General features: G+C 49.0%; 22 protein-coding genes. 17 read left to right on the plus strand and 5 right to left on the minus strand.

Annotated elements, in window-relative coordinates; genetic code table 11:
- Positions 1-182 precede the first annotated feature (182 nt).
- Both AC2T15_RS03535 and lolD read left to right on the plus strand, forming a co-directional pair.
- Positions 183-1,430: a lipoprotein-releasing ABC transporter permease subunit gene (locus AC2T15_RS03535; protein ID WP_486778740.1), complete on the plus strand. Its 1,248-nt coding sequence runs from the start codon at positions 183-185 to the stop codon at positions 1,428-1,430.
- Positions 1,423-2,121, plus strand: coding sequence for a lipoprotein-releasing ABC transporter ATP-binding protein LolD (gene lolD, locus AC2T15_RS03540; RefSeq protein WP_486778741.1), 699 nt, complete (start codon positions 1,423-1,425; stop codon positions 2,119-2,121). The genes AC2T15_RS03535 and lolD overlap by 8 nt, the downstream gene beginning before the upstream one ends.
- 60 nt (positions 2,122-2,181) lie before the next feature.
- On the opposite strand, the gene htpX is transcribed toward lolD, so the two are convergent.
- Complete coding sequence (htpX, locus tag AC2T15_RS03545) at positions 2,182-3,063, minus strand: protease HtpX (RefSeq protein WP_486778742.1); 882 nt, start codon at positions 3,061-3,063, stop codon at positions 2,182-2,184.
- Positions 3,064-3,207: 144 nt separating this feature from the next.
- Positions 3,208-4,419 (minus strand): pyridoxal phosphate-dependent aminotransferase, encoded by a 1,212-nt coding sequence (locus AC2T15_RS03550; protein WP_486778743.1) that lies wholly within the window; start codon positions 4,417-4,419, stop codon positions 3,208-3,210.
- A gap of 178 nt (positions 4,420-4,597) precedes the next feature.
- Between AC2T15_RS03550 and msrB the strand changes: the two genes are divergently transcribed.
- Together msrB and AC2T15_RS03560 are read left to right on the plus strand one after the other, a co-directional pair.
- On the plus strand, positions 4,598-4,987 hold the full coding sequence (gene msrB / locus AC2T15_RS03555) for a peptide-methionine (R)-S-oxide reductase MsrB (protein WP_053101569.1): 390 nt from the start codon (positions 4,598-4,600) through the stop codon (positions 4,985-4,987).
- Between the two features lie 41 nt (positions 4,988-5,028).
- Positions 5,029-5,940 carry an ATP-binding protein gene (locus AC2T15_RS03560; protein ID WP_053102167.1) on the plus strand — a complete coding sequence of 304 codons (912 nt, stop codon included), beginning with the start codon at positions 5,029-5,031 and terminating at the stop codon, positions 5,938-5,940.
- A 67-nt stretch (positions 5,941-6,007) separates the two neighbouring features.
- On the opposite strand, the gene AC2T15_RS03565 is transcribed toward AC2T15_RS03560, so the two are convergent.
- Together AC2T15_RS03565 and AC2T15_RS03570 are read right to left on the minus strand one after the other, a co-directional pair.
- Positions 6,008-7,264, minus strand: a complete 1,257-nt coding sequence (locus AC2T15_RS03565) for an HlyC/CorC family transporter (RefSeq protein WP_486778744.1) — start codon at positions 7,262-7,264, stop codon at positions 6,008-6,010.
- Between the two features lie 13 nt (positions 7,265-7,277).
- Positions 7,278-8,078: a cytochrome C assembly family protein gene (locus tag AC2T15_RS03570; protein WP_486778745.1), complete on the minus strand. Its 801-nt coding sequence runs from the start codon at positions 8,076-8,078 to the stop codon at positions 7,278-7,280.
- 202 nt (positions 8,079-8,280) lie between these two features.
- Between AC2T15_RS03570 and AC2T15_RS03575 the strand changes: the two genes are divergently transcribed.
- The 13 genes from AC2T15_RS03575 (at position 8,281) to AC2T15_RS03635 (ending at position 18,255) form a co-directional block, all read left to right on the plus strand.
- Positions 8,281-8,805, plus strand: a complete 525-nt coding sequence (locus AC2T15_RS03575) for a YceD family protein (protein ID WP_053101573.1) — start codon at positions 8,281-8,283, stop codon at positions 8,803-8,805.
- 12 nt (positions 8,806-8,817) lie between these two features.
- Positions 8,818-9,000 carry a 50S ribosomal protein L32 gene (gene rpmF, locus AC2T15_RS03580; protein ID WP_053101574.1) on the plus strand — a complete coding sequence of 61 codons (183 nt, stop codon included), beginning with the start codon at positions 8,818-8,820 and terminating at the stop codon, positions 8,998-9,000.
- Between the two features lie 2 nt (positions 9,001-9,002).
- On the plus strand, positions 9,003-10,046 hold the full coding sequence (gene plsX / locus AC2T15_RS03585) for a phosphate acyltransferase PlsX (protein ID WP_080995460.1): 1,044 nt from the start codon (positions 9,003-9,005) through the stop codon (positions 10,044-10,046).
- Between the two features lie 64 nt (positions 10,047-10,110).
- Positions 10,111-11,049, plus strand: a complete 939-nt coding sequence (gene fabD / locus AC2T15_RS03590; RefSeq protein ID WP_053101576.1) for an ACP S-malonyltransferase — start codon at positions 10,111-10,113, stop codon at positions 11,047-11,049.
- Between the two features lie 17 nt (positions 11,050-11,066).
- On the plus strand, positions 11,067-11,810 hold the full coding sequence (fabG, locus tag AC2T15_RS03595; protein WP_486778746.1) for a 3-oxoacyl-ACP reductase FabG: 744 nt from the start codon (positions 11,067-11,069) through the stop codon (positions 11,808-11,810).
- Positions 11,811-12,012: 202 nt separating this feature from the next.
- Entirely contained in the window at positions 12,013-12,246 is a 234-nt protein-coding gene (gene acpP, locus AC2T15_RS03600; RefSeq protein ID WP_053101578.1) for an acyl carrier protein, read from the plus strand.
- Between the two features lie 98 nt (positions 12,247-12,344).
- A complete protein-coding gene (gene fabF, locus AC2T15_RS03605; RefSeq protein ID WP_486778747.1) occupies positions 12,345-13,586 on the plus strand; it encodes a beta-ketoacyl-ACP synthase II in 1,242 nt (413 codons plus the stop codon).
- Positions 13,586-14,404: an aminodeoxychorismate lyase gene (gene pabC / locus AC2T15_RS03610; protein ID WP_486778748.1), complete on the plus strand. Its 819-nt coding sequence runs from the start codon at positions 13,586-13,588 to the stop codon at positions 14,402-14,404. The genes fabF and pabC overlap by 1 nt, the downstream gene beginning before the upstream one ends.
- Positions 14,405-14,407: 3 nt before the next feature.
- The gene (gene mltG, locus AC2T15_RS03615; protein WP_486778749.1) at positions 14,408-15,481 is read left to right on the plus strand and encodes an endolytic transglycosylase MltG; all 1,074 of its coding nucleotides are present in this window, start codon (positions 14,408-14,410) and stop codon (positions 15,479-15,481) included.
- Entirely contained in the window at positions 15,478-16,110 is a 633-nt protein-coding gene (gene tmk, locus AC2T15_RS03620) for a dTMP kinase (protein ID WP_486778750.1), read from the plus strand. Before mltG ends, tmk begins: the two co-directional genes overlap by 4 nt.
- Positions 16,103-17,083 carry a DNA polymerase III subunit delta' gene (locus tag AC2T15_RS03625; RefSeq protein WP_486778751.1) on the plus strand — a complete coding sequence of 327 codons (981 nt, stop codon included), beginning with the start codon at positions 16,103-16,105 and terminating at the stop codon, positions 17,081-17,083. Before tmk ends, AC2T15_RS03625 begins: the two co-directional genes overlap by 8 nt.
- 31 nt (positions 17,084-17,114) lie before the next feature.
- Positions 17,115-17,459 carry a PilZ domain-containing protein gene (locus AC2T15_RS03630; RefSeq protein WP_286592828.1) on the plus strand — a complete coding sequence of 115 codons (345 nt, stop codon included), beginning with the start codon at positions 17,115-17,117 and terminating at the stop codon, positions 17,457-17,459.
- A gap of 13 nt (positions 17,460-17,472) precedes the next feature.
- Positions 17,473-18,255, plus strand: a complete 783-nt coding sequence (locus AC2T15_RS03635; protein ID WP_486778752.1) for a TatD family hydrolase — start codon at positions 17,473-17,475, stop codon at positions 18,253-18,255.
- A 75-nt stretch (positions 18,256-18,330) separates the two neighbouring features.
- On the opposite strand, the gene hrpA is transcribed toward AC2T15_RS03635, so the two are convergent.
- On the minus strand, positions 18,331-22,236 hold the full coding sequence (gene hrpA, locus AC2T15_RS03640) for an ATP-dependent RNA helicase HrpA (protein ID WP_486778753.1): 3,906 nt from the start codon (positions 22,234-22,236) through the stop codon (positions 18,331-18,333).
- Positions 22,237-22,254 lie beyond the last annotated feature (18 nt).

Here is a 22,254-nt window from a genome sequence, read left to right on the forward strand (position 1 = left end):
GTGGTCTCTAATGAAGAGTAGCGATAAAGCGGCTGACAGCGAGTGAGATATCGGCCGAGTTCAGTTAGTATAGCCCAGTCTTTTTAGCAGATTTGTCGATCAGCCTAAACTTGTTAAGGGCTAAGGTGGTCACAAGGGCTTCGCCGAAAACATTGAGTTGGCTTTTACAACGGAAGGGTTTTATGTTTCGACCATTAGCACTTTTTATTGGTGCACGTTATACCCGCGCTAAACGGCGCAATCATTTTATTTCATTTATCTCTTTGACCTCAATGATTGGCTTGGCACTGGGTGTGCTGGTGATGATTTTGGTACTTTCAGTGATGAACGGTTTTGACCGAGAATTACGGACGCGGATTTTGGGGATGGTGCCCCATGCTACTGTCAGTGGTCAGCAGCCGATGGCCGATTGGCAGCACGTAGGTGAGCAGATTTTAAAACATCCTGAAGTGGCTGCAGTGGCGCCTTTTACTCAGCTGCAAGGCATGCTCAGTCACTCGGGCAGTGTGCAGCCGGTGATGGTTAATGGGGTTGATCCAGAGTTTGAAAATAAGGTCTCGATTATTTCCGAACACATGCAGCTGGGCCAGTTAGAAGATTTACGCAGTGGTGAGTTTGGAATCATTATTGGTGAGCTTACCGCACGTCGGTTTGGCGTCGGCGTGGGTGAGAAAATTACCTTTGTGTTACCTGAGGCCTCAATTACGCCAGCGGGTGTCTTTCCACGGCTAAAGATGTTTACGGTGGTTGGCGTGTTCAAGGTCGGAGCAGAGTTAGATAGCTCCTTGGCATTGATTAACGTGCAAGATGCTGCACGTTTAACGCGCTGGCCCACTGATCGGGTAGAAGGCATCCGTTTAAAACTGAATGATTTGTTTAGTGCGCCGCGAGTAGCGCGCGAGATTGCTTTTAGTTTACCTCAGAGTGATCTGTACCCCAGTGACTGGACGCGTAGCCACGGTAACTTATTCCAAGCGATTAAAATGGAAAAAACCATGATTGCTTTACTGCTATTACTAATTGTAGCAGTGGCCGCATTCAATATTATTTCCACTCTCGTGATGGTGGTTACTGACAAGAAAGGTGATATTGCAATCTTGCGTACCTTGGGTGCCTCGCCTTGGCAGATTATGGGCATCTTTATGGTGCAAGGCAGTTTAATTGGCGTAGTCGGCACCCTGATTGGTGGTGTATTGGGCGTCATTGCTGCCCTGAATGTCACGGCCTGGGTAGCAGGGTTAGAGAAATTGTTGGGCTATCAGTTTTTAAGCAGTGATGTGTATTTTATTAGTTATTTGCCCTCTGAGTTATTAGTGGAAGATGTGGTGTTAATCTGTACTGCGGCATTGTCTTTGAGCTTTTTAGCAACGATCTATCCTGCATGGCGTGCATCGCGTACGCAGCCAGCCGAGGCCTTACGTTATGAGTAATAATGCTTATGTTTTAGAGTGTCGTGGGTTGGTTAAATCCTATGCCGAAGGCCCGCAAGCGGTTGAGGTGTTAAAAGGTGTTGAGCTACAGATTCAAGTCGGTGAGCGGGTAGCTATTATTGGTGCTTCTGGCTCGGGTAAAACCACCTTGCTGCATATGCTTGCGGGTTTAGATACGCCAACAGCTGGCAGTGTCTGGTTAGCTGGCGCTGAGTTATCAGCTTTATCAGAGGCGAAACGCGGTCAGCTGCGTAATCAAGCGCTGGGCTTTGTCTACCAGTTTCACCATTTGCTGCCTGAGTTTAATGCCTTAGAAAATGTCTGTATGCCCTTGTTAATTGGTAAGCAACCCATTAGCCAAATTAAACAAGCTGCAACTGAGCTATTAGAGCGGGTGGGTTTGGCTAAACGTATGACCCATAAGCCGGCTGAATTATCTGGTGGTGAGCGGCAGCGGGTGGCTATTGCCCGGGCACTGGTTAATCAGCCGCAGTTGGTGTTGTTAGATGAGCCGACGGGTAACTTAGACCAAGCCACAGGGCAAAGTATTCAGGCCTTGATGCTGGAATTATCTAAGCGTTTAGGCACCGCATTTTTGGTGGTGACCCATGATCCTGAGTTAGCCAAACGTATGGATCGAGTGTTAAAACTTGAGGCGGGTCGCTTAGTGGATGTAACAGCAGAGTTGTAATAGATCTGCAGGCAATAAAAACCGCGCCTCAAGCGCGGTTTTTATTGCCTGTTATAGAGCTTAGTAGTTGGCTTGTTGTAAGGCGGCGATACGCACTTCAAGCGGCGGGTGGCTCATTAACAAGCCCGCCAGTCCTTGTTTCAGGTCACCACTAATACCAAAGGCAGCCAAGGTGCCAGGCATTTCTTGGGTAATCTGCTGTTGCTGCTCATGCAGTAAATGATCAAGGGCAGAAATCATCGCGCCAGTACCGGCTAATTGTGCGCCTATAGCATCTGCACGGTACTCGCGCTGGCGGGAGAACCACATAGTAATCATGCTAGCCAGCAAGCCAAACACTAACTCGGCAATAATTACCGAAATGTAATAGCCCATACCGCGGCCTTCTTCGTTTTTAAATACCACGCGATCAATAATATCGCCGACAATTCGGGCAAAGAACATCACAAAGGTGTTAACTACGCCTTGTAACAGAGCCATGGTCACCATGTCGCCATTAGCAATATGGCCGATTTCGTGGGCCAGGACCGCTTCGACTTCTTCCCGAGAAAAACGCTCGAGCAAGCCCTCACTGACACCCACCAGCGCATCATTTTTATTCCAGCCGGTAGCAAAGGCATTGGAGTCATAAGAAGGAAAGACGCCCACCTCAGGCATACCAATCCCTGCTTCTTGGGCTAGGCGCTCGACGGTATTCAGCAGCCACTGCTCATGTTGGTTGGCAGGTTGTTCAATCAGATAAATACCTGTGGTGCGCTTTGCCATCCATTTGGATAAAAAGAGCGAAACAAACGCGCCGACCATGCCAAATACCGCACAGAACACTAAAAGGTTGCCGTAGTTAGCACCCGTGTAGCGGTCTACACCAAGTAGCTTTAAGGTGATGCTGGCTACGAATAGGACGGCTAAGTTAGTGAGTAAAAATAGACCAACACGCAACATCGTTTAACTATCTCCAGAGAGCGTAAAATTAACTGAATATATAGATTGGGATTAAATGCGCAACCACAAGAGTATGGATAAATGTTTCTTTATACCGAGCTGTCTTTGCCGAAGAAGTAGGTAAAGACAGCTAAGGGGTATGGTTTACTGACGGTAGGTGCTTAAGAAGTTGCCAATGCGTTTAATCGCCTGCTCTAAGTCATCGACTCGAGGCAAGGTAACCACGCGGAAATGGTCAGGATTAGGCCAGTTAAATGCCGTGCCTTGGACAATTAATAACTTTTCTGAAAGCAAAAGATCTAAGGCAAACTTTTCATCGTTGTAGATAGGACAAACCTTAGGATCAATCCGTGGGAAAGCGTAGAGCGCCCCCATCGGTTTTACGCAGCTGACACCAGGGATATCATTCAGTAACTCCCAAGTGCGGTTGCGTTGCTCCAGTAGACGGCCTTGGGGCAGTACCAAGTCATTAATACTCTGATAGCCACCGAGCGCGGTTTGAATGGCATGCTGCGCCGGCACGTTGGCACAGAGGCGCATGTTGGCCAGAATATCCAAGCCCTCAATATAGCTGCGAGCATTATGTTTAGGTCCCGTCACTACCACCCAGCCGGAGCGAAAGCCAGCTACCCGGTAAGACTTAGATAAGCCGTTGAATGTAAGGCAGAGTACATCCGGGGCTAATGAAGCGGTGCTGACGTGCTGTGCTTCGTCATAGAGAATTTTGTCGTAAATCTCATCGGAGAAGATTACGAGGTTATGTTGTCGTGCCAGCTCAACAATTTGCTCAAGCAATTCTTTGGAGTACACCGCACCGGTTGGGTTGTTGGGGTTAATTAAGACAATCCCTTTAGTGTTGGGGGTGATTTTAGCTTTGATATCGGCAATATCCGGAAACCAGCCTGCTTGCTCGTCACACAGGTAATGCACAGGGGTACCGCCAGCTAAACTGGTGGCTGCGGTCCAGAGCGGGTAATCTGGGGCTGGCAGTAAAATCTCATCACCGTTATTTACTAACGCTTGGAGAGTCATCACAATCAGTTCAGAAACACCATTACCGAGATAGATGTCTTCAATTCCAACACTAGGCATGCCTTTTTGTTGGTAGTACTGCATGACTGCTTTGCGAGCGCTGAATAAGCCTTTAGAGTCGCTATACCCTTGAGCGGTAGGTAAGTTGCGAATGACGTCCTGTAAGATTTCTTCCGGGGCCTCAAAGCCAAAAGGAGCGGGGTTGCCGATATTCAGTTTAAGAATACGGTGGCCTTCATCCTCTAAGCGTTTGGCATGTTTAAGCACGGGTCCGCGGATGTCATAACAAACATTAGCGAGCTTATTCGATTTGCTGTACTGCATGATCCTAATATCCGGTTTTAATATAAAGAGGCGCACTCAAGGCGCAAAATGAACCGCAGTCACGGCAGGGCGATTGGGCAGTGTCAGACCACGGAAATAATGAGCTCTATCATACGACCGAAAAATATATTTCGAAAGGGATAGAAGCAGAAGAAAATCAATATAAAAGGAAAATCTCGTGAAAAAAGTAGAAAAGACGTTAGAAAATTGGCGTGAAACTTTATCTGACGAGCAATTTCGTGTGTGTCGCTTAGCAGGAACAGAAAAACCTTTCACTGGGGAGTACTTGCAACCTAAGTCTAGCGGCCGTTACCTTTGTGTGTGCTGTGGGCATCCATTATTTGCCGCGGCTACACAATATGACGCGGGTTGTGGTTGGCCCAGTTATACTGCACCCATTAACCCGCAGGCGGTATGGGAACGTGAGGACTTAAGTCATGGCATGCAGCGGATCGAAGTTTTGTGTCAAGGTTGTGATGCGCATTTAGGTCATGTGTTTCCCGATGGGCCAGCGCCAGGTGGCTTGCGCTATTGCATTAACTCGGTAGCCTTAACCTATCAGCCCTGATTGGGCAGCTTGTATTATCAGTGTAACGGGAGCGACAACCCATGAGTGGACAGTTAGATAGTTTTTTAAAGCAAGCCAAACGTTTGCTCAAGCGGGTAGAGCCTTTATTACCTCCAGAGCGAGTGGCCATTGACTGGCAGTTGTGCAAGGCGGCACGTTGGCAGCAAGTGGGGCGCTTTGGGCAACTAGTGCCGATGGCGGTTAATTTATCGTTGCAACTTGATGACTTACAAGGATTAGAGCAGCAACGCATGGCGCTGCAGCGTAATACCTTACAGTTGTTGCAGGGCTATCCGACTAACCACGCGCTGTTATGGGGCGCGCGTGGCACCGGTAAATCTTCTTTAGTGCGGGCTTTATTGGCGGCTTATGTTGATCAAGGGCTGCGCTTAATTGAAGTTGAACGTGAAGGGTTGGAGCAGTTGCCGCGGATCGTTGAAGGATTGGCTGGTTTGCCTTATAAATTTATTGTGTTTTGTGATGACCTATCTTTTGAGGCGGGCGAGGGGGATTATCGGATCCTCAAAAGTGTATTGGATGGATCCCTTGAGCAGGCGCCTGACAACGTGGTGCTGTACGCTACCTCTAACCGTCGTCATCTGGTGCCAGAGCGTCAGGCTGATAATGCCAATTGGCAACAAGTGGATGGCGAGATTCATCCCAGTGAGGCGGTAGAAGATAAAATTGCTTTATCCGATCGTTTTGGCTTGTGGCTTTCTTTTTATCCCTTTACTCAAGCGCACTACCTTGAGGTGGTGTATCACTGGATTGCGCACTGGGCTGCGCCTACCGGTTTAGTCTGGGAGCGTAGTCAAGCAACCGATTTGGCTGCCATTCAGTGGGCGACCCAGCGTGGCAACCGTAACGGACGCTGCGCCGCACAGTTTGCTAAGTTTTGGGTCGGTCAGCAGTTATTAGATCAGGCGTTAGCCGCGGCGGAGCAAAATCCATAGCTGCGCTTGGTGGAGATGATCGCAGGTGAATGTTGCCTGCGATCAACAGCGGGTTGAGTTAGTGGTTTTACTCGGCAATTCGAACCCTAGCTAAGTTGACTCGATTATCTTTAACTTCTAGGGTTTCAATATAATAAGGCCCAATACGCAGGCAAACAGAGCCATCAGGAATGCTTTCGAGTATTTCAGTGATTAAACCATTGAGAGTTTTCGGGCCGTCGCTAGGCAGTTCCCATTCTAGGGCCTTATTGATTTCGCGAATATAAGCCGCGCCATCAATAATATGGCTGCCGTCGTTTTGACTGCGAATTTCCATCTCATGAGGGTTATCTTGGTGGCTAAAATCACCGACGATCTCTTCCAAAATATCTTCCAAGGTAACAATCCCTTCCACATCGCCGTACTCATCAACCACAATCGCAATGCGGCGTTTATTTTGCTGAAAGTTCAGTAATTGAGTCGAGAGTGGAGTGCTTTCAGGAATAAAGTAAGGTTCGTTACAGGCACTTTGCAAATCGTTGTGAGTCAGCTTATTGAGGGTGAGCAAGCGGGCAATTTGCCGCATATGGATCACCCCAATGATTTGGTTGATATTTTCACGGTACAGCGGAATACGGGTGTGAGTCGTGGTGCGCAGCTGCCAAATAATGGTATCGAGATCGCTGTCTAAATCGATGCCAAAGACCTCATTACGGGGAATCATAATGTCATTCACCGTCACCTTCTCCAGATCAAGAATACCTAGTAGCATATCTTGGCGGTTGCCAGGTAATTCTTGTCCGGCTTCGCGTACCACGCTACGCAGCTCTTCAGTAGATAAGCTATCTGAGCCACGTTGTTTGGGATCAACGCCCATTAAGCGCAATAAACCATTGCTAATGGCGCCAGTCAGCCACACCACGGGAGCGAGGAGTTTCATCAGTAGCTGTAAAATATGGCTGGCAGGATAGGCGATCATTTCTGGACGCAGTGCGGCGAGGGTTTTGGGGGTGATTTCACCAAAAATCAGCACAATAATGGTCAGACCGGCAGTGGCAATCGCCACCCCAGCATCTCCCCATAGATCGACGGCGACAATGGTGGCTATCGAGGCGGCAAGAATATTAACCACGTTATTACCGACCAAAATAGTGCCCAGTAGACGATCGGGTTTGCTCAGTAAATTAGCCGCACGTCGCGCACCTTTGTGGCCTTCACGGCTTAAATGGCGTAGGCGGTAGCGATTGAGGCTGAGAATTCCGGTTTCTGAGCTGGAGAAAAACGCCGAGCAAATAATCAGGAAAATAAGTAGCCCAATGAGGTAGCCAATTGGCAAACTGTCCACTGTAGATAACGCCTCAAATATTTAAAATAAATTCACGTACCAGTTTACTGCCAAAATAGGCCAGCATCAGTAAGCAAAAACCGGCTAGGGTCCAGCGAATCGCGGTATGGCCACGCCAGCCTAATTGATGTCGACCCCACAGTAGTACCGCAAATACCATCCACGCCATCACCGCCAGAGAGGTTTTATGGGCCAGATGCTGGGCAAAAATATCTTCTAAGAACATCCAGCCCGAAGCGAGGGATAAGGATAAAAGAATCCAGCCTGCCCATAAAAAAGCAAAGAGTAGCTTTTCCATGCTCTGCAAGGGAGGAAAGTGCTTAATGAGTTTAGAGACAGGACGTTTGCGCAGTTGCTGCTCTTGAATTAACAGAACGAGCGATTGCAACACGGCAATGGTGATCATGCCGTAGGCTAAGACTGACAGTAAAATGTGGCATAAAATACCAGGCTCTTCATTGATTAACTGTACAGTACCTTGGGGCAGGGCAATGGTGCTTAGTACCAACAGCGCGCTTAAGGCAAATAGGGGTGCTAACAACACCCGAATCGGCATCAACCAACTGCCAATCAAGGTGAGCAGCACCACTGCCGCAGCAATTAAGCTGGCCGCATGGCTAAAGCTAAGCAGCAGCCCTTGCTCGGTTAGCAGTTGCGGCATCAGGCCAGACAAGTGGGCCAGTAGCCCAAGTATACCTAGGCTATTAAAAACAACTGGCCGAATCGCCTGGCTACGCCACAGATTAATCCCGTGATACAGACTGGCAGCTAAGTAAAGGAAAATAGCTGCCCAGTTGAATAGCGAAATGGACATAGCACCTATATCAGTCAACGAAAGAAAGTTAAGTATAAAGCAAGCTACGTGCACGGAAACAGTTATTTACTAGGGAATTTCCTCAAACACGCAGACTTATAGCGCAGTATTCTATATGATGTCAGCTCCGTTAGTTAAGAATAGATTGCAAAGACGAATAACCTTTGACAGTTATAGTCTTCAACAATAGAATACCGCGCCTATGATGAATGGTCCGATTCCTCCTCACGTTGACCCGCGTAAATATGCTGACCGTGAAATTACCCTTAAAGGTGAAATTGCGCTAGCTGAATTTGCCCGTGTCTGCGATTTGCTTAGCAGTGATGCCGGTTCTGTACAGGTAACGCTGGAGTTTCGCCGTGATGAGCAAAAAGTTGCATTATTGCATTTGACGCTTCAATCCACTGTGCAAATGATTTGCCAGCGTTGCTTAGGTGATGCGGCTTTGCCGGTTGAGGCTGAGTGCACCTATGCGATGGTTTGGCCAGGTACTGATGAATCACAGTTACCTAAAGGTTATGATGCACTGGAAGTAGATGAGGAGCCGTTAGCGCTTTATCCTTTAATTGAGGATGAGTTGCTGCTAGCACTACCGATTATTCCGATGCATCCGCTTGAAGATTGTCATCCAGTCGAACTCGACTCATCCATTGTGGGTGAGGAAGTTCAAGAATCTAACCCGTTCAGTATCCTTGCGCAATTAAAAAAGCGCGATCCAAACGTTTAGGAGTTAATCACAATGGCTGTTCAGAAGAACAAAGTATCACGCTCAGCGCGTGACATGCGTCGCTCTCACGATGCATTAACCGAAAAAACTTTAACTGTTGAAAAAGCAACAGGTGAAGTGCGTCTGCGTCACCACGTATCTGCTGATGGCATGTACCGTGGCCGTCAAGTAATTAACAAGGCCGCTGCTGAGTAATTTTGTCAGCCCTTGTTGTTGCTGTTGATGCAATGGGCGGGGACTACGGTCCCCGCTGTACTGTTCCCGCTTGCCTCGATAGCTTAAAAAAAAATCCTGCGTTACATATCCATCTCGTTGGCCAGCAGGAAGCCATCGAACAAGAGCTTCTGCTCTATCCTAAAGCTGATACTTCCCGCTTAACTTTGCATTTTGCAACTGAATCCATCGCTATGGATGCAGTGCCTTCGGCCGTCTTGCGTCATCACGCTGATACCTCCATGGGGGTGGCGCTAGAGCTGGTAAACTCTGGTCGTGCCCAGGCGGTGGTGAGTGCGGGCAATACCGGTGCCTTAATGGGCCTATCTAAGCTGATTTTGAAAATGATTCCGGGTATTGTTCGGCCTGCAATCATGACGGCAATTCCCACTCGTACCGGTAAATCGCATTTGTTAGACCTAGGCGCCAATGTGAACTGTACCGCTGAGCATCTTTACCAATTTGCCTTGTTAGGTGCGCTAACCACTGAGGCTTCTGGTTTACGGCGGCCTAAAGTAGCGCTGTTAAACGTGGGGCGTGAGCAAATTAAAGGCAACTCGCAAGTTAAAGAGGCGCACGAGTTACTTAAGGGTTTAAGTAGTATTAATTACATTGGCTATATTGAAGGCGATGATATCTTTGCTGGAGTGGCGGATGTGGTGGTGTGTGATGGCTTTGTCGGCAACATTTTGCTAAAGGCTACCGAAGGGCTAGCGCAAATGATTGGCGGGCGTATTCGTCAAGAGCTCGGGCGTGGCATTCGGGCTGGCCTGCTGGCCTGGTTGGCAGCGCCAGTATGGCGTGCGTTGCAAAAAGATCTGGCGCCTGAGCGTTATAACGGTGCTGGAATGCTGGGATTAAATGGCATTGTGATTAAAAGTCATGGCGGTGCTAAGCGCGAGGCTTTTCAGTATGCGATTAAAGCTGCGGTGCAGGCAATTGAAGAAGATTTACCAAGTTATTTACAGCAGCACCTGCACCCCTTACTGGAAAAATGTGACGGCGAGAAGGCTGCGTGCATCGAATAGCTAATTGTAGTGACTGCCTAGTCGTGGCAAACTGCGCCGCTGAATTTATTGAGTGAAGGTTTTTATGTCTGCGAATCTTGCATTTGTCTTTCCTGGTCAAGGCTCACAAGCGGTAGGAATGCTGGCTGAAATTGCTCAGCAACATAGCCAAATCCTACACACGTTTGCCGAAGCATCCGACAGCTTAGGTTATGATTTATGGGCGTTGACCCAGGCTGGCCCGGCGGCGAGCTTGAATCAAACCGATAAAACCCAGCCCGCAATTTTAACCGCTTCAGTTGCATTATGGCGTTTATGGCAGGCTAATAGCTCGGTATTGCCAGCTTTTGTTGCAGGTCATAGTTTAGGTGAGTACTCGGCGTTAGTGGCGGCGGGCAGTTTGTCATTGGCAGAGGCCGTCAAGTTAGTTGAGCGTCGTGGCCAGTTAATGCAGCAGGCGGTGCCTGAGGGGACCGGCGGTATGGCGGCTATTTTAGGCTTGGATGATGCCGACGTGCAGGCCGCTTGTGCTGAATCAGCTCAAGGTGAAGTGGTCAGTGCGGTAAACCTTAACGCACCAGGTCAGGTAGTCATTGCAGGTGCAGCAGCAGCAGTAGAGCGGGCGATTGAAGCCTGTAAAGCGCGCGGTGCTAAGCGTGCCATGCCTTTGCCTGTCAGCGTGCCCTCCCATTGCGCATTAATGCAGCCAGCAGCAGAACAATTTGCTGAGTCGTTAGCTGCAGTGCAATGGCAGCAGCCAAGTATTCCGTTAGTACAGAACGTAACAGCTGAAGTGGCTACCGATCTTGCTGCATTAGAGCAGAATTTATTGGCTCAATTATATAGCCCGGTCCGTTGGGTCGAAACCATGGTGTTACTGGATGCTGAAGGGGTTTCCCAGGTGGTTGAGTGTGGTCCAGGCAAAGTGTTGTCGGGACTGAATAAACGCTGCATCAAAGGGGTGAGTACCTTTAACTTAGATACCCCTGAGGCCTTTGCCGCAACGTTAGCTGCATTGGCTTAAGCAATAGGAGAGAAATCATGAGTTTGCAAGGTAAGGTGGCATTAGTTACCGGCGCGAGCCGCGGTATTGGGCAGGCAACTGCATTGGAATTAGGGCGTCAAGGTGCGATTGTCATTGGCACTGCCACCTCAGCTAGCGGTGCGGAAAAAATTACCGCAGTCTTGCAGCAGCAAGGTATTGAGGGAGTCGGTTTGGTGTTGGATGTCTGTCAGCCAGAGTCGGTGGCAGAGGTATTAAAAACCATCCAAGACAGCTATGGTGCACCACAGATTTTAGTGAATAACGCAGGCATTACCCGAGACAATTTAATGCTGCGGATGGGGGAAGAAGATTGGCAGTCAGTTATTGATACTAACCTTAATAGCTTGTTTCGCTTATCCAAAGCCGTGCTACGGGGTATGAGTAAAGCCCGTTGGGGACGGATTATTAATATCAGCTCCGTAGTCGGCTCAATGGGTAATGCCGGGCAAGCTAACTATGCCGCAGCTAAAGCCGGTGTAGAAGGTTTTGGCCGTGCCTTAGCGCGCGAAGTCGGCTCACGTAATATTACTGTTAACGCAGTAGCGCCAGGTTTTATTGATACTGATATGACCCGTGAATTACCAGAAGCGCAGCGTGATGCACTAAAAAGCCAGATTCCACTGGCGCGCTTAGGTGAGGCCCAAGAGATTGCCGATACCGTGGCTTTTTTAGCTTCAGATAAAGCGGCTTATATTACAGGGGCTACAATTCCTGTGAATGGCGGCATGTATATGAGTTAAAATGACTTTTTTGTGACTTGAGGCAGGGTTCTTTAGTCACAGAATGAGTTTTTAAAGTATGATTTTTCTATACGCTTGCTATAGTCGAATCAAATTCATGAAATGATAAGTAAAAATAGGCTTTGGCTTGAAATAGGTGAAGCCCTTTCTATACACTTAGCGGCAGCTAAAGTTGCCTAGTTTCCATTTAGGAGTATTTTGTATGAGCAATATCGAAGAACGCGTTAAAAAAATCGTTGCAGAGCAATTAGGTGTTAAAGCTGAAGAAGTAGTAAACAGTGCTTCTTTCGTTGACGATTTAGGCGCGGACTCTTTAGATACCGTTGAGTTAGTAATGGCGTTAGAAGAAGAGTTCGACACTGAAATTCCAGATGAGCAAGCGGTAAAAATCACTACCGTTCAAGAAGCTATCGACTACGTTAACAACCACGCTTAATTTCTAGCGGCGGTTTTAAACAAGTAAAAAAGCCGTACTGCCTGAATCAGGAGTGCGGTTTTTTTTTGGCAGTTAATATGCAAAAAGGGGTTATCGCCATGTCGCGTAGACGTGTTGTGGTTACCGGGATGGGTATGGTTTCCCCGCTCGGAGCCGATGTTGAATCAAGCTGGAAAGCGGTATTGGCCGGAGAAAGCGGGATTGACGTAATTGAGCATATGGACGTCAGTGCTTTTGCTACTCAATTTGGCGGCACAGTAAAAGATTTTAATATTGAACAATATATGCCGGCTAAAGATGCACGTAAGCTGGATTTGTTTATTCAATATGCATTGGCCGCTAGTTATCAGGCACTAGAACAGTCTGAGCTAGAGGTGAGTGACGCCAATCGTGAGCGTATTGGTGTGACCATTGGTTCGGGCATCGGTGGATTGCCAAATATCGAAAACACTGCCAAAACGCTGTTTGATCAAGGCCCGCGTCGTATTTCACCTTTTTTTGTGCCTGGCTCCATTATTAATATGGCCGCAGGTACTTTATCGATTCGTTTAGGTTTACAAGGCCCTAACTACTCGGTAGCTACTGCTTGTACTACAGGTACGCACTGCATTGGTTTAGCCGCACGTAATATTGCTTATGATGAAGCCGATGTAATGATTGCTGGTGGTGCTGAAATGGCTACCTGTGGTTTAGGCTTAGGTGGTTTCTCTGCGGTTCGAGCACTCTCTACACGTAATGCTGAGCCCACCAAAGCCAGTCGACCTTGGGATGAAGAACGTGATGGCTTTGTGCTTTCCGATGGCGCTGGAATCTTGGTGCTAGAAGAACTAGAGCATGCTAAAGCACGTGGCGCTGAAATTTTTGCTGAAGTGGTGGGTTTTGGTTTAGGTTCCGATGCCTTCCATATGACTGCTCCGCCAGAAGATGGCGCCGGTGCGGCACGATGCATGGCCGCTGCGCTAAAAGACGCTAAAATGCAGCCCGAGGATGTGCAGTATATTAATGCCCATGGTACCTCGACTCCGGCGGGAGACTTGGCGGAAGTGCAGGCGATTAAAACGGTGTTTGGTGAGCATGCCCAGCAGCTTGTGGTGAGCTCGACTAAATCAATGACAGGGCACCTATTAGGCGCTGCAGGTGCGGTTGAAGCGATTTTTAGCATTTTAGCCATTCGCGACCAGATCGCACCGCCCACCATTAACTTGGAAAACCCAAGCGCCGGCTGTGATTTAGACTTTGCGGCAAATCAAGCCAAACCAATGAAAATTGAAAGTGTGCTCAGTAATTCCTTTGGCTTTGGTGGCACTAACGGCTCGCTAATTTTCAAACAATACAAATAATGCGTACTTGGATCAATGGTCAGCCAATCGCCAGTGTGTCGGTGGCTGACCGTGGTCTTGCCTTTGGTGATGGTCTGTTTGAAACCATGCGTGTGGTGCACGGGCGTATTCCTTTACTTGAACAACACCTTGCGCGCTTAAGCCAAAGTTGTCAGCGCTTATCAATACCGCTTGATGTGCCACAACTGTTGTCGGAGCTTGAAGCTTTTATTGCTGAGACGCCTGAAGGCGTGTGTAAGTTAATTTATACCCGTGGCGTAGGGCAGCGGGGCTACGCGACACCTGACCCTGTAGCTGTGCAGCGCATTTTACAGCTGTCGGCCTTGCCGAATTGGCCTGCGACAAACTTTAGCGAAGGCGTATCACTTTTTCCTTGTCAAACGCGTTTGGCGCATCAGCCGCTATTGGCAGGTATGAAGCATCTCAATCGCTTAGAGCAAGTTCTCGCTCGAGCCGAGTGGAGTAGTGCGGAGTTTGCTGAAGGGTTAGTGCTAGATCAGCAGCAGCAAGTGATTGAAGGTGTATTTAGTAATTTATTTTGTGTGCTCGAGGGCAGACTTTGCACCCCAGATTTATCTCAGGCTGGGGTCTTAGGCACTATGCGAGCATGGTTATTGGCACGAGCTCAGCAACTAGGCTATGCACCTGTAGTCAGATCAATTGGGCGCGCTCAATTGAGTAGTGCCTCCGAAGTGTTTATTTGTAATAGCCTATATGGCGTATGGCCGGTTCGCGCCTGTGCGAATGATCGCTGGCCCATAGGCCCCATTACTCAACAGCTACAGCAACAGGTGGCTGAGCTTTATTGTGGAACCTAAGGCGTGTTAAAAAAAATTTTAGTAGCCATGTTGCTGTTAGTCAGTGTCTTGGCTTTAAGCGCTGGGCTGTCGTGGCAATGGTATCAGCAAACCTTGCAACAACCGCTTAAGCTGGAGCAAGCGCAAGTCTTAGTGGCGGAGAGCGGCAGTACGCCTAGCGGCTTGCTGAGCCGTTTAGCTGCCGATGGCATTATTCAAGACAGTTTTTGGCTGCGTTTGCATTGGCGCTATTATCATCCGCAGCAAGCACTGCATGTGGGTGAATACGAGATCACGCCAACGATGACGGCTGCTGACTTGCTGCAAAAGTGGGTCAAGGGTGAGGTGGTGCAATATCGCCTGACGCTGGTTGAAGGCTGGAACATTCAGCAAGTACGCCAAGCCCTAGCCAGTCATCCCGCGCTTAAGCAAACCCTAAGCGCAGTAAGTAATGAGCAACTGATGCAGCAGCTAGGATTACCAGCGCAGCATCCAGAAGGGCGTTTTTTCCCCGATACTTACCAGTTTGTGCGAGGACAAAGTGACCAGGCCTTACTCAAGCAAGCCAATCAAAAACTCGAGCAAGTGCTGCAGCAAGAGTGGCAGCAGCGGGCCGAAAGCTTGCCTTATCAGTCTAAAGAGCAGGCGTTGGTGATGGCCTCGATTATTGAAAAGGAAACCGGCGTTGCCCATGAACGGGCAGAAATTGCCGGAGTGTTTGTCCGCCGCTTAGCGAAAGGGATGCGTTTGCAAACCGATCCCACGGTGATTTATGGCATGGGCGAGCGTTATCAGGGTAAAATTACCCGCGCTGATTTACGTCAGCCTACGCCCTATAACACCTATGTGATTGAGGGGTTACCGCCGACTCCAATTGCTATGGTTGGGCGCGAGGCAATTCATGCAGCATTGCACCCTAAAGCGGGTGATAGCTTGTACTTTGTGGCTAAAGGCGATGGCAGCCATGTATTCTCTCGAACTTTAGCCGAGCATAATCAAGCGGTGCGTCAGTATCAGTTACAACGCCGTGCTGATTATCGCTCGAGCCCAGCCCCTAGCGTTACTCCATCTGAATCGGCTCAAGGAGCCCAGCCATGAGTGGACTATTTATTACTTTAGAAGGCCCAGAAGGGGCGGGTAAAACCACCAATCGCGCCTTTCTAGCCGACTTTCTGCAGCGCCAAGGCTTGCCTGTTACCCTAACTCGTGAACCTGGAGGCACCCCATTAGCCGAAGAAATTCGGCATCTGTTGCTGGCGCCAAGAGACGAGCCAGTAGCCACTGACACCGAGTTATTGCTCATGTTTGCCGGCCGCGCGCAGCATCTTGAGCAGCTGATTAAGCCAGCCTTAGCCCGCGGTGAGGTGGTGCTGTGTGACCGCTTTACCGATGCCAGTTATGCCTATCAGGGCGGTGGGCGCGGGGTGGATCCGCAACGTATCGCAACGCTTGAACAATTTGTGCAAGCCGATTTGCGCCCTGACTTAACCTTACTCTTTGACTTGCCAATTGAAGCGGGTATGGCAAGAGCTAAGGCGCGGGGGCAGTTAGATCGTTTTGAGCAAGAGCAGACGGATTTTTTTAATCGAATTCGTAATACCTACTTAATGCGTGCTGAGCAAGAGCCCGAGCGCTTTGTGATTATTAATGCCGACCAGCCATTGGCTCAGGTGCAAGCCGATTTGCAACAACTATTTCCGCGTATCTTGGAGCAGTTGGGTGGCTAGTCTTTATCCATGGCAGCAACCTATTTGGCAGCAGCTGATAAACAACCCAAAACCAGCCCATGCGTATTTATTGCATGGACCAGAGGGCACGGGTAAATACCAGCTGGCTTTGGCTTTGGCTAAGTATTGGTTATGCCAACAGCCTAAGCAGCAAGCCTGCGGTCAATGCTCAAGTTGCAAGCTAATAGCGGCCGATTCGCATCCCGACTTGCTACAGTTATTGCCAGTTGAAAAAGGTAAAAATATCGTTATCAGCCAAGTACGGGAGCTGGTAGATACCATTATGCAAACCTCGCAACAGGGCGGGCGGCAGGTGGTGATTATTGAACCAGCCGAAGCCATGGGCGTGGCGGCAGCGAATGCTTTGTTAAAAAGCTTAGAAGAGCCAACTAAAGACACCTACTTTATTTTAGTCAGCCATCAGTTGGGCTTTTTGCTGCCGACTATTAAAAGTCGTTGTTTACTACAGCGCTGCCCATTACCTACGGTGGTTGAAAGTCAGCAGTGGTTGCAACATCAGGTGGCTGACCTGACAACTCTGCAAGCCCAGCAGTTATTACAAATTGCTGGATACTCGCCTTTATTAGCGTTGGAGTTAGCCAAGACTGAGGGCTTAGCCCAGCGGTCAACGGTAGTGGAAGGGGTGAAACAGTTATTTAAAGGGCAAGCAACGCCTAGTGATCTAGCCGGAGCTTGGGCTAAAATTCCATTAACCCTGATTTTTGCCTGGTTTGCTGCTTGGGGGCATGAGTTATTTAGTTTTAAAGTTACTCAGCTGCCAGCAGCGCTAAGTTCAACCGATATGGCGGTGGTGCTGGGCTTTTTAGCTAAGCACGCAGAGATCACAGAGATTAATCAAACTCAGCAGTGGGTGCTAGCAGAGCGGCAAAAGGTGCTGCAGCATGTGCCGTTACGGGCTGATTTATTATTAGAAAGTTTATTGATTCGCTGGCAGGCCTTATTGCGCCGCTAGCTAGGCTTGAGTTTCAAGCGAGGAGAAGGATATGGCATTAGGGCCAGGACTAGGTATTTTAAACCTTGCGATCAAAGATCTGGGCGTGCTCTATTCGTCCTATATGTCGTTTATCAAAGAGGGCGGTTTGTTTATTCCCACCACGCGCAAATATGCCATGGGTGATGAGGTGTTTGTTCTACTGTCACTGATGGATGAACCAGAGAAACTGCCAATTACCGGTAAGGTAGTCTGGATTACCCCGCTGGGAGCCCAAGGCAATAAGCAGGCTGGGATTGGTATTCAGCTGGGTGAGAAAGACCTAGCGGTGCGCAAAAAGATTGAAGCCTATTTAGCCGGTGCGCAGAAATCCGATCGCCCCACCTTTACTATTTAATTTAGGACATTGCATGTTTATTGACTCCCATTGCCACTTAGACCGTTTGGACTTAAAAGCCTATGACGGTTGTTTGCCCAGCGCGTTACAGGGTGCGCGAGATAAAGGAGTAAAACACTTTTTGTGTATTGGCATCAGTATGGACAATGCCGCTGCGGTGCGTGAATTAGCGCGTACCTATCCGGATGTGGATTGCTCGGTGGGCGTGCATCCGTTAGATGTGGAAGCTAATAAAGAGCCACAACTGGACTGGTTACTTAAAGAACTAGCACACCCTGAAGTAGTGGCAGTGGGTGAGACTGGGCTGGATTATTACTACCAGCAAGAAACTAAGCAGTTACAGCAAGACTCGTTTCGTTTGCACTTAGAAGCGGCCAAGCAAACCAATAAGCCGGTGATTGTCCATACCCGTGAAGCCCGGGAAGACACCATTGCCTTGCTACGAGAAGCTGCGCTGCCAGAGGCCGGGGTAATGCATTGCTTCACTGAAAACTGGGAAATGGCCAAGCAAGCACTGGATCTAGGCTTTTATATTTCACTGTCTGGCATTGTTACCTTCCGCAATGCCGAGGCTTTACGTGAAGTGGCCCTGCAAGTACCAGCAGATCGCTTATTAATTGAAACTGATTCGCCGTATTTAGCGCCTGTGCCGTTTCGTGGTAAACCCAATTTGCCTGAGTATGTGGTTGAGGTGGGTAAATTTTTGGCTGAATTACGCGGCGTTTCCGTTGAAGCCTTTGCCGAGCAAACCAGCGCTAACTTTAAGTGTTTATTTCCTCAGGCGCGGGTTGCCTAAACCTCGCTCAATTAAAACGCGCTGCCTGATGACTCAGGGAGCGCCTTGTTGATTTACTCTATAGCTAACTAGCGACTAAGTCATCACCGCTTGCCACTGCTTTTTCAGGCGTTTATCTGAGACTGGCATTTGTGTGCCCAGTTGCTGGGCAAACAGTGAGACGCGATACTCTTCTAGCATCCAGCGATACAGCGTAAGTTCTGGGTCATGTTTACCCTCTGCTTGATGTTGTGCGGCACGTTTATTGAGTTGTTCTTGATAACCTTGTAACTCTAAAGTCCAGACTTTATCGCGTTGGGCTTGGCTGCCCACTTTATCTAAACGCTGGGCGATAGCGCTTAGGTAGCGCGGGTATTGTTCTAGCCACTGGTAGGGGGTATTGCGCACAAAGCCAGGATAAATCAACGTTTGTAACTGGTTTTTTATATCCGTTAAGGCAAAGGCAACGCTGAGATCAATCCGGCCTTTCAAGCGCTTTTTTAGCTCATGTTGTTGTTGCAAAATCCTCAAGACTAGTTGGGCTAGCTGTTCTGCTGTGTGGGTCCAGTTGGCTCTATATTGCTCAGTAGCTTGTTGCAGTTGCTCGGCATTACGTGGCAGCTGCTCTAAAGGTGCCAGCAAGCAGCGGTCGACACTGGCCAATAAAATATCTTCAATTAACGCTTCAGTGCGACCAAATTCGCGATACAACAGGGCCAGCTGTGTCTGTTGGGAGAGCTTTTGTCGTAAGTATTTGGCTTGCTCGGGTAATTGCTGTAACAGTAAACGTTGCAAAGCACGGCGATGCTGGTAATCGGCTTCGGCTTGGGTGGAAAAGCGATTTTCTTGTACCTCGCCTTGCTCATCAACTAACGCGGGAAACACAGTTAAACTCATTCCGGCCACTTTTTGTTTAGCCGTTGGCTTGATTGAAAACGCGTGGCCGGAAACCGCTTGCTTAGCTGATTCTGGGCGACGAACTTCTAGCGCTTGTTGACTCACATCGGCAAAGCGGGCTAAGAGTGTGCTTAAACTGCGCTCTTCTCCCAGTAGCTTACCGGCAGCATCAACCACCGCAAGATTGACGCGAAAGTGGCTGTCGAGCTGTTGTTCAGCTGCCAGCCAGTGTTCATCACTGACGCGCACGCCAGTCATGCGCAGCAGTTCATGACCCAAGGCGTGATATAAGTTGCCTTCAGCAAAGGTTAGGCGCTCAACTGCGGCCCCGACAAAATCTGGCACCGGTACAAAGTTTTTGCGAATCGCTTTTGGCAGGTTACGTACTAGCGCAATACAGCGTTGCTCGAGCATGCCAGGCACCAACCAAGGCAAGCGTTCGCTAGGCAATTGAGCAAGTAGCGGCGCCGGCACGGTTAAGGTGACGCCATCTCGCGGGTGGCCAGGCTCAAAATGGTAGCTTAAGGGCAGCTGTAAATGGCCTAGGGTTAATTTATCGGGAAACTGATTGGCAGTGACTTCAGAGGCATCCCGCGCTAAGACATCACTTTCTTGCATTAACAATAATTGTGGTTGCTTAGCGCTTTCGCGGTTGTACCAACGATCAAAACTGGCGGTTTGATAAATATCTTGGGGCACGGTTTGGCTGTAATAGTTAAACAGTACCTCTTCATCGGCCAAAATATCGCGGCGCCGGGCTTTAGCCTCTAACTTGTCTAAACGCTCTAGTAATTCACGGTTAGCCGTTAGGCACTGGGCGCGGCTAAAAATATCGCCCATCACTAGGCCTTCACGGATAAACAGCTCGCGGCTGATGACTGGATCTATCGGGCCGTAATGAATCGGGCGTCTGGGGATAATAATTAAGCCATACAGCGTCACTTGCTCATCAGCGACTACTTGGCCACGGCGTTTTTCCCAATGGGGCTCTAGGTAATTGCGTTTAACTAAGTGTTCGGCTAAAGGTTCTACCCATTCAGGCTCAATTTTAGCCACCATCCGAGCAAATAGCTTACTGGTTTCTACAAGCTCTGCGGCCATGATCCATTTTGGCTTTTTACGCCCAATAACTGATGAGGGATGAATCAAGAAGCGTCGCTGGCGCGCACCTAGATAATCAGTGTCATCGGTTTTTTGTCCGATTTGGCTAAGCAATCCTGAAAGCAAGGCTTTGTGTAGCGCTGCGTACTCAGCAGCACTGTCATTGAAAGGCAGTTTAAGATCCCGGCAAATCAGGGTCAGTTGGCGATGGGCATCGCGCCATTCGCGTAATCTTAGATAATGCAGAAAGTTTTTCCGGCACCAACGGCGTAGCGCATTACTGCCAAGCGCGAGACGTTGCTCTTCAAAGCCACGCCAAATATTAATCAAGGCCGCAAAATCCGAGTCTGGATCTTTCCATTGGGCATGGGCTTGATCTGCGGCTTGTTGGCGGTCAGCCGGGCGCTCGCGTACATCCTGTACCGATAATGCGCTAGTCACAATCAGTACTTCGCGCAAACTATTGTGGTTAGCCCCTTCCAGCAGCATACGGCCTAAACGAGGATCAATCGGTAACTGCGCCAGTTGTCGACCAATCTGGGTCAGCTGGCCTTCTTTGCTAACCGCACTGAGTTCTTGTAATAAGTTAAAGCCATCATTAATCGCCCGACTTTCTGGCGGCTCAATAAAGGGAAATTGCTCAATTGCGCCCAGGCGCAAATTCAGCATCTGTAAAATAACTGCGGCCAAGTTGGTGCGCAAAATTTCTGGGTCAGTAAATTCTGGGCGGGCAAGGTAGTCATCTTCGCTGTAGAGGCGGATACAAATTCCAGGCTCAACCCGACCACAACGGCCTTGGCGCTGGTTAGCTGAAGCTTGGGAAATAGGCTCAACCGGTAAGCGTTGCACTTTAGCGCGGTAACTGTAACGGCTAATCCGTGCAGTGCCGCTATCAATTACATAGCGAATACCAGGCACTGTGAGCGAAGTTTCCGCTACGTTAGTGGCGAGTACAATTTTGCGGGCAGGGCGTGGCTGAAATATTTTTTGTTGTTCGCTCGGTGACAGCCTGGCATATAAAGGCAGAACTTCTGCGTGTTTGAGTTGGGCTTTACGTAAGGCTTCCGCACAGTCACGAATTTCCCGCTCGCCGGGTAGAAACACCAACACATCACCGGGCAACTTGCTCTGGGCACGCTCATGGGCGGCAATTTCGGCTAAGGCCTGCAAAATACCTTGCTCAACACTCAGGTCTTCTTCAACGCTTTCTTCGGGATCATCCGATTCAATCAGTAGCGGGCGATACCAGGTCTCAACCGGATAGGTGCGGCCTGAGACTTCAATAATCGGCGCATCATTAAAGTGTTTAGAAAAACGTTCTAAATCAATGGTGGCCGAGGTAACAATGACCTTAAGATCAGGGCGTTTTGGCAGCAGCTGCTTTAGGTAACCCAAGAGAAAATCAATATTCAAGCTGCGCTCATGGGCTTCATCAATAATCAGCGTGTCATAGCGCGATAAGAAACGATCATTACGGGTTTCGGCCAGCAAAATTCCGTCGGTCATCAGCTTAATCAGTGAGCCATCATGACTATGATCTTCAAAACGTACTTGATAGCCCACTAACTCGCCCAGTGGGGTATGTAATTCTTCGGCAATCCGTGTGGCTACGCTGCGCGCTGCTAAACGTCGAGGCTGAGTATGACCAATTAAACCGCGCGCGCCTAAGCCTAACTCTAAGCAAATTTTAGGCAGTTGGGTGGTTTTACCCGAACCGGTTTCACCGGCAATAATCACCACCTGATGCTGGGCAATCGCCGCCTTGATTTGTTCTTTTTTATCGGCAATCGGCAGTTGCGTGTCGTAGTGCAATGGCGGAATACTGGCTAAGCGTTGGCTAACCTGTAAAGCCGATTGAGTATAACGCTCGAGGATTTTTTCCAGTTTTTGCGCATTAGGCTGCCGATCCAGTTCGCGTAACTGGCGATATAACGGAAAACGATCACGGCAAAGCACCGCATCCAGTTGCTTGATTAACGCTTTAGGAGAAGGACTGTGTGACATCAAACCATCGCAAATAAT

The sequence above is a fragment of the Thiopseudomonas sp. SA1F2-1K genome, assembly GCF_057443035.1.

Bases quoted from the DNA above. Each gene is read 5' to 3' on its own strand.
- fabF (WP_486778747.1), top strand. From the start codon at position 12,345: ATGTCGCGTAGACGTGTTGTGGTTACCGGGATGGGTATGGTTTCCCCG.
- fabD (WP_053101576.1), top strand. From the start codon at position 10,111: ATGTCTGCGAATCTTGCATTTGTCTTTCCTGGTCAAGGCTCACAAGCG.
- AC2T15_RS03560 (WP_053102167.1), top strand. From the start codon at position 5,029: ATGAGTGGACAGTTAGATAGTTTTTTAAAGCAAGCCAAACGTTTGCTC.
- AC2T15_RS03630 (WP_286592828.1), top strand. From the start codon at position 17,115: ATGGCATTAGGGCCAGGACTAGGTATTTTAAACCTTGCGATCAAAGAT.
- acpP (WP_053101578.1), top strand. From the start codon at position 12,013: ATGAGCAATATCGAAGAACGCGTTAAAAAAATCGTTGCAGAGCAATTA.
- hrpA (WP_486778753.1), bottom strand. From the start codon at position 22,236: ATGTCACACAGTCCTTCTCCTAAAGCGTTAATCAAGCAACTGGATGCG.
- pabC (WP_486778748.1), top strand. From the start codon at position 13,586: ATGCGTACTTGGATCAATGGTCAGCCAATCGCCAGTGTGTCGGTGGCT.
- AC2T15_RS03570 (WP_486778745.1), bottom strand. From the start codon at position 8,078: ATGTCCATTTCGCTATTCAACTGGGCAGCTATTTTCCTTTACTTAGCT.
- lolD (WP_486778741.1), top strand. From the start codon at position 1,423: ATGAGTAATAATGCTTATGTTTTAGAGTGTCGTGGGTTGGTTAAATCC.
- AC2T15_RS03550 (WP_486778743.1), bottom strand. From the start codon at position 4,419: ATGCAGTACAGCAAATCGAATAAGCTCGCTAATGTTTGTTATGACATC.
- AC2T15_RS03535 (WP_486778740.1), top strand. From the start codon at position 183: ATGTTTCGACCATTAGCACTTTTTATTGGTGCACGTTATACCCGCGCT.
- AC2T15_RS03575 (WP_053101573.1), top strand. From the start codon at position 8,281: ATGATGAATGGTCCGATTCCTCCTCACGTTGACCCGCGTAAATATGCT.
- fabG (WP_486778746.1), top strand. From the start codon at position 11,067: ATGAGTTTGCAAGGTAAGGTGGCATTAGTTACCGGCGCGAGCCGCGGT.
- htpX (WP_486778742.1), bottom strand. From the start codon at position 3,063: ATGTTGCGTGTTGGTCTATTTTTACTCACTAACTTAGCCGTCCTATTC.
- rpmF (WP_053101574.1), top strand. From the start codon at position 8,818: ATGGCTGTTCAGAAGAACAAAGTATCACGCTCAGCGCGTGACATGCGT.
- tmk (WP_486778750.1), top strand. From the start codon at position 15,478: ATGAGTGGACTATTTATTACTTTAGAAGGCCCAGAAGGGGCGGGTAAA.
- AC2T15_RS03635 (WP_486778752.1), top strand. From the start codon at position 17,473: ATGTTTATTGACTCCCATTGCCACTTAGACCGTTTGGACTTAAAAGCC.